The sequence below is a fragment of the Nocardia sp. NPDC058244 genome, assembly GCF_042882065.1.
In the GTDB taxonomy this organism is placed as follows: domain Bacteria; phylum Actinomycetota; class Actinomycetes; order Mycobacteriales; family Mycobacteriaceae; genus Nocardia.
In genome coordinates this window covers 426,663-439,096 of record NZ_JBHVWX010000009.1, presented here as the reverse complement: position 1 = coordinate 439,096, position 12,434 = coordinate 426,663, and the positions used below count along the sequence as shown (strand labels likewise).

Below are 12,434 nucleotides of genomic sequence, written 5' to 3'. Positions count from 1 at the left end.
ATCTGGTCGTGGGCCCCCCCGGTGGTCCTGCGCGCCCCCCCCTCCGGCGCGCCCCCCGGCGGCGCCGGGGCCTCCGCCGCCGGGGGGGGGGCCCCCCCCCCCCCCCCCCCGGCTCCGGCTCAGCGCAGGTCGCGCCGTCGGAAGGCGGTCAGCCCCACGGCGATTCCCACCACCGCGACCAGCAGCAGCCACCCGAGCGGGACGATGTCGAACGCCGCGCCCGGCAGCTTCGGCGGATGCACGAACGGCACCAGATCCATCAGCCACTGGGGGAAGGTCCCCAGCGAGCCGAGCAGGACCACGACGATCATCGCGCTGAGCACCGCCCAGGCCAGCGACGCGTACTTCGGCACCACACCGAACAGCAGCAGCGCGATGGCGGTGACCACCCACACCGCGGGCAGCTGCACGGCGACCGCGCTCAGCGCGTCGCCGAGCTTGCCGACGATGTCGCCGTCGGTGGCGCCCCAGACGACACCGATGCCCAGACCCGCCACCAGCAGCGTGACGGTCGGACCGGCCAGCGCGAACAGCAGGTGGCTCGACGCGTAGCGCACCCGGCCGACCGCCGCCGCCAGCACACTCTCGGCGCGACCGGAGTTCTCCTCCTCGTGCAGGCGCAGCACCGCCGACACCGAGTACGCGGCGGCGGCCGCGGCGAGCATGGTGACGGCGTAGGCGATGAACGACTTCTCCAGGTCGGTCGACCCGCCCATCGAGGTGACCACGTCCTGCAGGGTGCCGCTGTCGTCGAGCATCCCGCCGATGCTGTTCACCGCACCGCCGATCAGTAGGCCGTACAGGCCGAAACCGACGGTCCAGGCCAGCATCGACCCCCGCTGCAACCGCCACGCCAGCCCGACCGGACCCGACAGCGCGGCACCGGCGACGGCGGGACCGGGACGTTCGGCCAGCAGACCGGCACCGAGGTCGCGGGTCCGCAGCAGCTGGTAGGCGAGCAGCGTCGCGCCGGTGGCGACGACGGCCAGCGGCACCAGCACCCACCAGCGTTCCTCCGCGTACGGCCGGATCTGCAGGCACCAGCCCAGCGGCGAGAACCACGACAGCACACCGTTTCCGGCGTCGCCGACCGCGCGGATCGCGAACGCGGCACCCAGGGTGCCGAGCGCGACGCCGCGCGCGATCCGCGCGCCGTTGCTCAACTGCGCGGCGACCGCGGCCACCGCGGCCCAGACGATGCCCGACGCGGCCAGCGCCGCACCCCAGGCCACCGACCCCGCGACCGGCAGATCGGTCGCGAGCAGCGAAGCGGTACAGGCGATTCCGGCCACCGCCGACGCGCCGAAGGTGAGCAGCAGCGCCCCGGTGAGCCCGGCGAAGCGTCCGATGCTGGTGGCGCCGACGAGTTCGGCGCGCCCGGTCTCCTCCTCGACCCTGGTGTGCCGGATGACCGTCAGCACCGCGGCGATGGCGATCATCGAATACATCGCCCCGGCCTTCCAGGTGCCGATGCTGCCGAGCGAGGAGTTGAACACGGGACCGTACATGGCCAGCAGCGCCGGGCTCGCCGCGGTGGTCGCGGCGAAGCTGTCGAGCTGCTGCTGGGTGGTGTAGAGGTCCTTGATCGAGACGATCTGCAGGGCCGGCATCAGCCCGATCAGCAGCGACCACAGCGGGGCGATGATCCGGTCGCGGCGCAGAGACAGCCGCAGCATCTGCGCGGTGCCCGCGAATTCGCCTGCGGTGCGGGTGGTTCCGAGGAACCCGGGGGAGGCGGCGATGGTGGTCATGCCCGCACCTTCTCCCCGGGGGCGGCCGCGTCGTCGGCGTCGACGTGGTAGTGCCGCAGGAACAGGTCCTCGAGGGTCGGCGGCGCACTGGTGAGGCTGCGCACGCCCGCGTCACCCAGGACCCGGATGAGCCGGCCGAGGTGGTCGGCGTCGACCTGGCAGCGCAGGGTCGAGCCGTCGCGTTCGACGTCCTCGACGCCGGGCAGGGCGCCGACATCGCCCGGGTCGCCGATCAATTCGGCCGTGATCGCGGTGCGGCTCAGGTGCCGCAGCTGATCCAGTGAGCCGGATTCGACCGTGCGGCCCGCGCGGATGATCGTCACCCGATCGCAGAGATGCTCGACCTCGGACAGGATGTGGCTCGACAGCAGCACCGTCGCCCCGCGGGCGGCGGCCTCGCGCACACAGTCCTGGAAGATCCGCTCCATCAGTGGGTCCAGGCCCGAGGTCGGCTCGTCGAGGATCAGCAGATCGGCGTTCGCCGAGAAGGCCGAGACGAGGGCGACCTTCTGCCGGTTGCCCTTGGAATAGGTGCGGGCCTTCTTGGTCGGGTCCAGCTCGAACCGCTCGATCAGTTCGGCGCGGCGGTGCTCGTCGAGTCCGCCGCGCATCCGGGCGAGCAGGTCGATCGTCTCACCGCCCGACAGCGACGGCCACAGCGTGACATCGCCTGGGACGTAAGCGATCCGGTGATGCAGGGCGACCGCGTCGGTCCACGGGTCGCGGCCGAACAGGGCCGCGTCGCCGCCGGAGGAGCGCAGGACCCCGAGCAGGACGCGGATCGTCGTGGACTTACCCGCGCCGTTGGGGCCGAGGAAACCGTGGATCTCGCCGGGGCCGACCCGCAGGTCGAGTCCGTCGAGCGCGGTGAACCGGCCGAAGGTCTTGCGCAGGCCATGGACTTCGATGACCCGATCGGTGGTGGGGGAGGGCATCGTCTACTCCTCGATGAGGCTGTCGAGCAGAGTCGAATCGGTCAGCATGCCTTGGGTGTAGAGCTCGAGCGCCGGGAAGGTGGTCAGGTCCGAGAGGTCCCGGATCGCCTTGCGGTAGTCGAGCTTTCCCTCGCGCTGCATTCGCATCTGCAGATAGAGGTTGGTGGCTCCGACGTGGCAGAGCACGATGTATCTGGCCCGGGCCGCGGGGTCGCGGCTCGGTTTGAGCTGGCCCGCCTCGACGGCGGCCTGCATGTACTCCTGCGCGTCGGCGACCATGTGCTCGAGCAGGGACTCGGCCAGGGCGCCGCCGGCTTGGAAGCTGCGCAGCATGTAGGCGATCAGCGGGGCGTACATCTCGATCTCGGCCAGGGCGGTGAGCATTCCGGTGGCACCCTGCGAGCGGATGACGCGGAGCTTCTCGTCCCGGATGAGTTCGAGCACGCGGTCGTCGCAGGCGGCGCGCAAGCCGTCCTTGGAACCGAAGTGATGGTTCACCAGGCCGGGGGACACTCCGGCTGCCGCGGCGATCGCCCGGACACCGACACCGAAACCCTGTTCACCGAACAGGTCGATCGCGGTATCGCGAATGCGGGCCATGGTCGTCAGATCGGCGGTGGATCCTTGCGGTACGGGCTGTTGGCTGAACACATGTTCAATATACTAAACACTCGTTCAATCCGCGAGCAAGAGTTTCCGGCGAACCAGTTATCAATCAATGTTTGAAATAGTGATTGAAACAACGATGGAAATCTGGTTGGCTGCCGGTATGGGATCAATCGGTACGAAGCCCCGCGACGCGCGGTCGGTGGAGACACGGGAGCGGCTGCTCGCGGCGGCGGAGGAACTCCTGCTGACACAGCCGTCGGCGGAGGTCTCGGTGCGGGCGGTGTGTGTCGCCGCCGAGACCAATCCGGCCGCCGTCCACTATCACTTCGGCAGCAAGGACGCGCTGGTCGCGGCGCTGCTCGAGGATCGGCTCGCGCCGCTGTGGGCCGAACAGCTCGGTGCGGCGGCCCGGCGGGAGGCCGAGCTCGCCGAGGTGGTGGACGCGGTGATCGGCCCGCTGGCGGAACTGGCCGCGGATCCGCGTGGCCGCCTGTACCTGCGGTTGCTCGCCGAACTGGTGCTCGGCCGCCGCGAAGTGGGCTGGACCGGGGACTGGTTCCAGCTCGACTCCTGGGTGCGCTTCCTCCCCGACCTGGACCCCGCCGAGGCGCAGCGGCGGTGGCTGCTCGCCTTCGAGGTGCTGATCATGCGCTTCGGCGCGGGCCACGCGCCGTCGGCGGGCACCGTCGCCACGCTGCGCGATTTCGTGCTGGCCGGACTCGCGGGACCGGGTGCGCGATGACCGATATCTTCGCCCCGGCCACCCTCGGCCCGATCACCCTGCGCAACCGCGTGATCAAGGCCGCCACCTTCGAGGGCCGCACCCCGGACGCCCTGGTCACCGACGAGCTGATCGAGTTCCATCGCCGTATCGCCGCGGGCGGTGTCGGCCTGTCGACCGTCGCCTATTGCGCGGTCGCGCCCGAGGGCCGCACCGACCGGCACCAGATCTGGATGCGCCCCGACGCGGTGCCGGGACTGCGCAAGCTCACCGACGCGATCCACGCCGAGGGCGCCGCGGCCTCGGCGCAGATCGGGCACGCCGGGCCGGTGGCCAACGCCGCGTCCAATCGCGTGCCCGCGCTGTCGCCGAGCAGGCTGTTCTCCCCGCTCGGGATGCGGATGACCCGGCGCCCCGACGCCGACGGCATCGCGGAGCTGGTCGCCGCGCACGTGCGCAGCGCCCTGCTGGCCGAGGAGGCCGGGTTCGACGCGGTGGAAATCCACTTCGGCCACAACTACCTGGTGAGCGCCTTCCTGAGCCCGCTGCTCAACCGGCGCCGCGACGGCTACGGCGGCAGCCTGGTCAACCGGGCGCGGCTGGCCAGGGAGATCGCCGAGGGCGTCGCCGGCGCGGTCGGTGGCCGCCTGGCCGTGCTGGCCAAGCTCAATATGGACGACGGGGTCGCCGGTGGCCTGCGCCCGGCCGAATCGGTGCGGGTCGCGCAGTTGCTCGAGGCCGACGGGACCATCGACGCGCTCGAACTGACCGCGGGCAGCTCCCTGCTCAACCCCATGCTGTACTTCCACGGCGACGCACCACGGCGGTCCTTCGCCCGCACCTTCGGGCCGCCGCTGAGCTGGGGCCTGCGCGTGGCGGGACCGGTGTTCCTGCGCGAATACCCGTACCGCAGCGCCTATCTGCTCGAGCGCGCCCAGCTGTTCCGCGCGGCACTGCGCATGCCGCTCGTGCTGCTCGGTGGCATCACCGACTACGACGGCATGCGGCTCGCCCGTGCCGAGGGCTTCGAGTTCGTCGCGATGGGCAGGGCGCTGCTGTGCGAACCCGACCTGCCGCGCCGGATCGCGGCCGAGACCACGACCACCGCCGCCTGCACCCACTGCAACGAGTGCATGCCGACCATCTTCACCGGCACCCGCTGTGTGCTGCCGATCGCCGAAGGAAACCTGTCGTGAGAATCGCCGTCACCGGGGGCACCGGCTATCTCGGCGCGCCCACGGTCGCCGCCCTGCTCGCCGACGGTCACGAGATCCGGCTGCTGGTCCACCCCGGCGAATCGCTGGACCGGTGGTGGCCGGAGTTCGCGCACGACCGCGACCGCATCACCGTTGTCCGCGGCGACCTGCGCGACAGCGACACGATCACCGCGCTGCTCGACGGCTGCGCGGCGGTGCTGCACGCGGCCGGTGTGGTCGCCACCGACGACCGCCGCGAACCGCTGATGTGGCAGGTCAATGTCGACGCCACCGCCGAACTCCTGTGCCGCGCGGCCCTGGCCGGCCTCGACCCGATCGTGCACGTGGCCAGCTACAGCGCGCTGTTCCCGTGCCCGGACCCGGTGATGACCCCGGACAGTCCCACTGCGACGGGCCGCAGCGCCTACGGCCGCACCAAATCCGCCGCCGACCGGGTCGCCCGGGCACTGCAGCGCAGTGGCGCGCCGGTCGTGATCACCTATCCCTCCAGCGTGATCGGACCGGGTCTGGCCGGTACCAGCGGCATTACCGAGCGCGGCTGGAACACCATGCTGCGCAGCGGATTCGCGCCCCGGCTCGACGGCGGGATGGCGATGATCGACGTCCGCGACGTGGCCGAGCTGCACGCGGCGGTGATGGTGCCAGGCCAGGGGCCGCGCCGGTATCTGTGTGGCGGTCACCAGGTCCCGTTCGACACCGCCATCGACCTGCTCGCCACCGCTTCCGGCCGCCGGATCCGCCGGATTCCGGTGCGCCCCGGCATGTTCCGGGCGCTGGGCCGCGCCGCGGATGTCGCGTCGCGGTTCGTCGAGGTCGACGCCGCGTTCGGCTACGAGGCGGCGTGGCTGCTCACCTCCGACACCCCGACCGACGATTCGGCCGCGCTGACCGGGCTCGGACTGACCTGGCGGCCCACCGAGAGGTCCCTGCGGGACATGTTCGCCGCCTGAGGACGCGGCGTCGGCACGATGTGAGGGAGAACGCGAATCCGCCGCCGGGCCGCGTGCACGGATTATGGTCGAAGGATGGCTACCGGCAACTCGACGACGGCAGAACATCTCCGCGCAGCGCTGGACGGACCGTGGCGCGCGGTCCGGGACCAGGCACGAGTCCAACTCGCCGACGACCGCTTCACCGGCGATCCCGAACTCGACATCCACGCCGCCAGGGCGCGCGTCCTCGACCAGATGCGGGTCATCGCGACCATGGGGTATCCCGAGCGCGGCTTCCGCTCCGAGAACGGCGGGACCGGTGACCCCGGCGGCGCGGTGACGGGCCTGGAGATGCTGGCCTACGCCGACCTGTCGCTGTGGGTGAAATCCGGTGTGCAGTGGGGCCTGTTCGGCGGCGCCGTGGAGAACCTGGGCACCGAACGGCACCGCGACTACATCAAGCGGCTGATCTCCCTCGACCTGCTCGGCTGCTTCGCGATGACCGAGTCGGGCCACGGCAGCGACGTCGCCAACCTGGAGACCACGGCCACCTACGACCCGGCCACCCAGGAATTCGTGATCAACACCCCGACCCCGTCGGCGCGTAAGGACTACATCGGCGGCGCGGCGGCGCACGCCCGCATGGCCGCCGTGTTCGCCCAGCTGATCACCGGCGGCGAGAACCAGGGCGTGCACTGCCTGCTGGTCCCCATTCGCGACGAGCTCGGCGCCGACCTGCCCGGCGTGACCACCTACGACGACGGTCTCAAGGGCGGGCTGCCCGGCGTCGACAACGGCCGGATCGTGTTCGACCAGGTCCGGGTGCCCAGGGAGAACCTGCTCAACCGCTACGCCGACGTCGAGCCCGACGGCACCTACTCCTCGGAGATCGAGAACCCGAGCCGCCGCTTCTTCACCACGCTGGGCACGCTGGTGCGCGGCCGGGTGAGCGTCGGCGGCGCGGCCGCGGCGGGCGCGCGGGTGGCGCTGAGCATCGCGGTGCGCTACGCGCTGGCCCGACGCCAGTTCGCCGACCCCGACACCGGCGCGGAAACGCTGCTGCTGGACTACCGCAGCCACCAGCGCAGGCTGCTGCCGCTGGTCGCGAAGTCCTTCGCGCTGGCCTTCGCCCAGAACGACCTGGTCCGCCGGATGGACCTCATCCAGAGCGGCCGCGACACCGAACCGGGCGCCCAGCGCGCGCTGGAGAAGCGCGCCGCCGGCTTCAAGGTCGCCCAGACCCGGCACGCCACCAGGGCCATCCAGGAATGTCGCGAAGCCTGCGGCGGTGCCGGATATCTCACCGAGAACCGCCTCGTCACGCTCAAGGCCGACACCGACGTGTTCACCACCTTCGAAGGCGACAACATCGTCCTCACCCAGCTCGTCGCCAAGGAACTGCTCACCGCCTACTCCGACGAGGTCCGCGATCTCGACGCGCTGGGCTGGGTGAAGTTCGCCGCCACCATGGCCGGTGACGTGGTGCGCAAGCGCTCCGGGGTGCGTCAGCTGATCCAGACCCTGCGCGATCGCTCCGACGAATCCGTCGACGAGGGCGACCTGTCCAAGCGCTCGGTGCAGCTGCAGCTGTTCGCCGACCGCGAGGACTACCTGCTGCGGACCGCCGCGCACCGGCTGCGTGCCAGGGCCGCCGACACCGGCCCGTTCGAAGCGTTCAACAACGCCCAGGACCACATCCTCGCCGCCGGCGCCGCGCACATCGACCGGCTGGTGCTCGAGGAGTTCGTCGACGGAATCGCCGCCATCGACGACCCCGACGCCAAGGCGCTCGCCGAAACCGTCTGCGACCTCTACGTGTACGCCACGCTGGAGGAGAACCTGTCCTGGTACATCATGCACCGGTTCATGTCGGTGGAGCGGGCCAAGGCGGTGCGCCGCGGCGTGAACGAACTCGTCGACCGGTTGCGCCCGGACGCGCTGACCCTGGTCGAGGCGATGGGCGTGCCGGAGACCATGCTGCGCGCCGAAATGCTGCACGACGCCAGCGTTTTCGACCGGAGCTAGCGCGTTCCGGGGCGCAGTCGCTCCGCGAGCAGGCACAGGGCAAGGGCCAACGACGCCGCCGCTGCCGCCCCACCGAGCACATCGGTGGGGCGGTGGTAGCCGAGCACGACCATGCCGGGCACGATCGCGACGAGCGCGAGCACGGTGAGCGTCGCGATCACGACCCGCGCTGTGAGAGTGGTCACCAGGCACGCGAAAGTCGTTGCGACAGCAACCATATGGACCGTGTGGCCGCTCGGGTAGGCGAGGTAGTCGTGCATCCGCCTGTCCCACAGCGGTTTCAGCACCACCGTGTTGATCACCAGCACGAGCTCGGGGACCACGAGCATGATGACCGCCGCCCACCATCGGCGCCGCACCGCGAACCAGCCCACCGCCGCCAGCAGCAGCACCAGCACGACCGGCGCGTCGCTCGGCGCGACCAGCACCTGCGCCAGGCCGGGGGAGACCGCCGCGGTGATCGGGTCGGCGACGGCTGAGTCCAGTCCGGACGGTCCGCCGTCGGCCGGGAAGGTCAGCGGCAGCGCGGCGGTGAGCGCCGCGCCTGCCCCGATGGCCGTCGCGCGGACGACCGTGGCGCGCGGGGGAACGTGGTCGATCACCGACGCGACGATAGCCGCCCCGGGTGACGTCTCAGGCGGGGCCGTAGGTGAGCACCGCGGTCACCACGAACCACAGCACCCACGCGATCGCCACGATCATGCCGATCGCCAGGGTGATCCGCAGGAACGCGCGACCGAAGTCCAGATCGCCGTCGACCCGCGGGTAGAGCTTCCACGGGCTGTACCAGGGCGCCACCAGGCCGCGAGAGGCCAGTTCGCGCTCGAGCTGGGCCTGTTCCTCGGCGTACTGCTCGGCCTGGGCCTGGGTGGGGCCACCGTGCCACAGCGTCACATCGATCGGGCCGAGGAAACCCTCGTTGAGCAGGTCCTGCGGTGCGGGCAGGAACGGCAGGATGCCCAGGCCGCGGAAGGCGATGGCGATGTCGTTGGCCGTCCAGAGGTTGTGTTCCTTGGCGGCGAGCATCTCGAAGTACTGCTCGAGCCGGTGCGGATCATCGGTGACGATCACGTCGAAACTCGGATCGTTCCAGCCCTGGTGCACGTCGATCTGCGCGCCCGGCTGCGGCACGATGACGCCGAGCCCGTGCACGGCCCGCTGCCCGAGCCCGCGCGCGGCGAGATAGTCCTGCAGGGCGAAGGTGTGTTCCCGCGAGCGCTCCAGCGGTGTCGACTTCTCGCCACCGGTGAACTGGGCGAGCTCGCCGGAGACCATCCACGGGCCGTTGAGGGGGATCTCCAGTACCCCGTCCTGCGGCACCGCGAAGGTCTCGGCCTCGATGATCACGCAGCTGGTCGGTGTCCACACCACCGCGTCGAGCTGGTGCAGCCGGTCGTTGTGGAATAGGCCGCAGTTGATCGTGGCGACGCCGTGCGGGCTCGACGGGTCCTTCCACGTGCGCAGCCAATCGATGAGTGCGAGCTCGGCATCGGTGCCTGCCGCATTCTGCACGCGCACGAGCATGGAGTCCGCCCTTCTGGGTCGTTGGCGCCGCGGGCCGAGAACCGTTGGCGTACATCGTAGCTCGACAACCGGTGGATGCCCGGCAGGACGCCGGGAGGTGTTCAGCTCGGTTCGGCGGCGATCTTGCCCGCCGCGACGGCGGCGACGAGTTCGGCGTGATCGGCCTCGGTCCGATCGGCATAACGTACCGCGTAGGCGGCCACGGCCTCCTCGAACGCGTCGTCGTCGGCCTCGAGGTAGCCGGCCAGGGTGCGCGGGTCCAGCGAACGCGAGTGCGCCCGCGCCAGCAGCGCGCCCGCGAGCCTGCCGTAGTCGTCGAGGTCGTCGGCCGAGAGCCCGGCCGGGTCGATGCTGCCTTTGAGATTGCGGAACTGGCGCACGACGAACGGCAGTGGCTCGTCCAGGTCGACGGTGGTCCAGCCGAGCAGAATGTCGGTCTCGGACTGCACGCTGCGCGCGCCCGCCACGATGCGCTCGCCCTCGTGGCGCGGCGCGACCGGCGGCAGGAACGGGGCCAGCGCCGACGGCCTGGCCTGTTTGACCTGCAACACCAGCGACTCGCCGTCGTTGCCGTGCAGCAGCGCGACATAGCTGTGCAGGCCGACGCTGCCGGTGCCGACGATCCGGAAGGCCACATCCGAGACCGCGAAGCGGGCGAGCAGGGCGCGACGGGACTCGCGGATAGTGCTCGCGTAGCGCTCGAGGCCGTCGATCACCGCGTCGGCGACCGGCGCGTCGACCGGGGTCAGGATCGGCGGGTCGCTGACGAAGCGGTGCTTGCGGATGCCGGTCTCGTGATCGTCGAGGTGCTCGGTCCACTTCGCCACGACCTTGGCGCTGGTGTTCTTGCGGGCCTTCTTGGCGGCCTTCTTGAAGTCGTCGATCAGGTCGTCGGCCTTGGCCTTGCCCAGAATCGACTCGTCGGGCAGCGCGGTCCAGGACTGCATGAACGGCATCTCGGCGAGTTCGCCCGCGGTCTGCCGGTAGAAGCGGGCGGCGTCGCGCGCGGCGCGCACGCAGTCGTCCTCGGCGGCGCCGCTCTCGCGCCCGGCCAGCACCAGGCTGGCGGCCAGCCGCCGCAGGTCCCATTCCCAGGGCCCGAGCACGGTCTCGTCGAAGTCGTTGATATCCATCACGATCTCGCCGCGCTGGGTGCCGTAGAGGCCGAAGTTGGCGGCGTGCGCGTCGCCGCAGATCTGGGCGGGCAGCCCGCTGTCGGGGCCGGCGGCCAGGTCGGCCGCCATCAGCCCGGCGGCGCCGCGGAAGAAGGTGAACGGCGACGCGGTCATCCGGCCGATCCGCAGTGGGATCAGCCGCTCGATCCGGCCCTCGTTGCTCGCCTCGACGAACTCGAGCACCGTCGGCCGGTCGGGGCTCTCGACGACCCGGTCGGCCGCGTCGAACGGCACGCGCTGCCGGGCGGCGCGGCCGCGCGCACGGGCGTCCTCGGCGGAAACGTAGGAGCGCAGATCTGGACCACTGTCGGACACAACCGCCCAGGCTAGCGGGTCGGGGGACGGTGGGCATCGCGACCGCGTGGCAACCGGACACGCCCGAAGGTTTTCGGCGTGGCCGGATGGCGCGAGCGGGGGTTCGTGCGGTATGCAGGGGCGTGGCAACCGAATCGGGACCGCCGGGCATCAACGACACCGAAACCGGTGGCGTGTTCAGCGACCGCATCCTGACCGTGCCCAATGTGCTGAGCCTGCTCCGGCTGATCGGTATCCCGATATTCCTGTGGTTGATGCTGGTCCGCCATGCCGACGGCTGGGCGTTCACCCTGCTGATCGCCAGCGGTGTCACCGATTTCCTCGACGGCAAACTCGCCCGCCTGCTCGACCAGTCCTCGCGGCTCGGCGCGCTGCTCGATCCACTGGTCGACCGGTTATACCTCGTGACGACGCTCGTGGCGTTCGTCGCACGCGGGCTGATCCCGTGGTGGATCGCCGTGATCCTGATCGGTCGCGATCTGGTACTCACCGTGACCCTGTCGGTATACAAGCGCCGTGACCTGCCCGCGCCCGAGGTGATCTACCTGGGCAAGGCGGCCACCTTCGCGCTGATGTCGGCCCTGCCGTGGCTGCTCACCGGGGAGATGGACTGGGCAGGGGCGGGTTTCGGCTGGGCCTTCGGCTGGGCACTGCTGATCTGGGGCACCGCGCTCTACGTCTGGACCGGGGTGCTCTACGCGGGGCTGGCGGTCGCGGTCGCGCGATCGATACCGCCTGTGCCGCACCGCGGGAGCTAGTCGATACTCTTGCGTGCAACGTTGACGACGAAAGGACGTCCAGTGACCCGGACCCCCGAGGATCTGCGCTACACCGAAGAGCACGAATGGGTGCGGCGGACCGGCCCCACGGCGGTTCGTGTCGGCATCACCGACTACGCCCAGTCACAGCTGGGTGACGTCGTGTTCGTCCAGCTGCCCGACGTCGACAAGGACGTGACCGCGGGCGAGAGCATCGCCGAGGTCGAGTCGACCAAGAGCGTGTCCGACATCTACGCCCCGCTGGGCGGCAAAGTCGTTGCGGTGAACGAGGATCTGGTCTCGGCACCGGAGACGCTGAACACCGATCCGTACGACGAGGGCTGGCTGTTCGAGCTCGCCTTCGACGACGCGGCGACGCTCGATTCCGCACTGGGTGAACTGCTGGATGCGGCGGGTTATCAAGGAGTTATCGGGGGCTGAGCAAGCCTTCACAGTTCTCCCTGCACGGGTA

General features: G+C 70.7%; 12 protein-coding genes. 6 read left to right on the top strand and 6 right to left on the bottom strand.

Going from position 1 to position 12,434, the window contains the following annotated elements; all coding sequences use genetic code 11:
* Window positions 1-119 precede the first annotated feature (119 nt).
* From ACFVW6_RS28560 to ACFVW6_RS28550, 3 genes are read right to left on the bottom strand one after another with little or no spacing between them, the layout of a single operon-like run.
* On the bottom strand, window positions 120-1,751 hold the full coding sequence (locus ACFVW6_RS28560) for an ABC transporter permease (protein WP_378826449.1): 1,632 nt from the start codon (window positions 1,749-1,751) through the stop codon (window positions 120-122).
* Window positions 1,748-2,686 carry an ATP-binding cassette domain-containing protein gene (locus ACFVW6_RS28555; RefSeq protein WP_378826447.1) on the bottom strand — a complete coding sequence of 313 codons (939 nt, stop codon included), beginning with the start codon at window positions 2,684-2,686 and terminating at the stop codon, window positions 1,748-1,750. The genes ACFVW6_RS28560 and ACFVW6_RS28555 overlap by 4 nt, the downstream gene beginning before the upstream one ends.
* 3 nt (window positions 2,687-2,689) lie before the next feature.
* Window positions 2,690-3,337 (bottom strand): TetR family transcriptional regulator, encoded by a 648-nt coding sequence (locus ACFVW6_RS28550; protein ID WP_355278502.1) that lies wholly within the window; start codon window positions 3,335-3,337, stop codon window positions 2,690-2,692.
* 118 nt (window positions 3,338-3,455) lie between these two features.
* Here ACFVW6_RS28550 and ACFVW6_RS28545 point away from each other — a divergent pair, with 118 nt between their 5' ends.
* The 4 genes from ACFVW6_RS28545 to ACFVW6_RS28530 all read left to right on the top strand — a co-directional run bounded on the left by ACFVW6_RS28545 (window position 3,456) and on the right by ACFVW6_RS28530 (window position 8,190).
* On the top strand, window positions 3,456-4,037 hold the full coding sequence (locus ACFVW6_RS28545) for a helix-turn-helix domain-containing protein (protein ID WP_355278499.1): 582 nt from the start codon (window positions 3,456-3,458) through the stop codon (window positions 4,035-4,037).
* The gene (locus ACFVW6_RS28540) at window positions 4,034-5,212 is read left to right on the top strand and encodes an NADH:flavin oxidoreductase (protein ID WP_378826442.1); all 1,179 of its coding nucleotides are present in this window, start codon (window positions 4,034-4,036) and stop codon (window positions 5,210-5,212) included. Before ACFVW6_RS28545 ends, ACFVW6_RS28540 begins: the two co-directional genes overlap by 4 nt.
* Window positions 5,209-6,183: an NAD-dependent epimerase/dehydratase family protein gene (locus ACFVW6_RS28535; protein ID WP_378826440.1), complete on the top strand. Its 975-nt coding sequence runs from the start codon at window positions 5,209-5,211 to the stop codon at window positions 6,181-6,183. Before ACFVW6_RS28540 ends, ACFVW6_RS28535 begins: the two co-directional genes overlap by 4 nt.
* A gap of 75 nt (window positions 6,184-6,258) precedes the next feature.
* A complete protein-coding gene (locus ACFVW6_RS28530; protein ID WP_378826438.1) occupies window positions 6,259-8,190 on the top strand; it encodes an acyl-CoA dehydrogenase in 1,932 nt (643 codons plus the stop codon).
* Here ACFVW6_RS28530 and ACFVW6_RS28525 read toward each other — a convergent pair.
* The 3 genes from ACFVW6_RS28525 to ACFVW6_RS28515 form a co-directional block, all read right to left on the bottom strand.
* On the bottom strand, window positions 8,187-8,792 hold the full coding sequence (locus tag ACFVW6_RS28525; RefSeq protein ID WP_378826435.1) for a phosphatase PAP2 family protein: 606 nt from the start codon (window positions 8,790-8,792) through the stop codon (window positions 8,187-8,189). The two genes, ACFVW6_RS28530 and ACFVW6_RS28525, sit on opposite strands and share 4 nt — an antisense overlap.
* 31 nt (window positions 8,793-8,823) lie before the next feature.
* Window positions 8,824-9,702, bottom strand: a complete 879-nt coding sequence (locus ACFVW6_RS28520; RefSeq protein WP_355278486.1) for a nuclease-related domain-containing protein — start codon at window positions 9,700-9,702, stop codon at window positions 8,824-8,826.
* A gap of 113 nt (window positions 9,703-9,815) precedes the next feature.
* Window positions 9,816-11,204: a DUF2252 domain-containing protein gene (locus tag ACFVW6_RS28515; protein ID WP_378826433.1), complete on the bottom strand. Its 1,389-nt coding sequence runs from the start codon at window positions 11,202-11,204 to the stop codon at window positions 9,816-9,818.
* 122 nt (window positions 11,205-11,326) lie between these two features.
* Here ACFVW6_RS28515 and ACFVW6_RS28510 point away from each other — a divergent pair, with 122 nt between their 5' ends.
* Entirely contained in the window at window positions 11,327-11,962 is a 636-nt protein-coding gene (locus tag ACFVW6_RS28510; protein WP_355278481.1) for a CDP-alcohol phosphatidyltransferase family protein, read from the top strand.
* Window positions 11,963-12,004: 42 nt separating this feature from the next.
* On the top strand, window positions 12,005-12,403 hold the full coding sequence (gene gcvH / locus ACFVW6_RS28505) for a glycine cleavage system protein GcvH (protein WP_355278478.1): 399 nt from the start codon (window positions 12,005-12,007) through the stop codon (window positions 12,401-12,403).
* Window positions 12,404-12,434 lie beyond the last annotated feature (31 nt).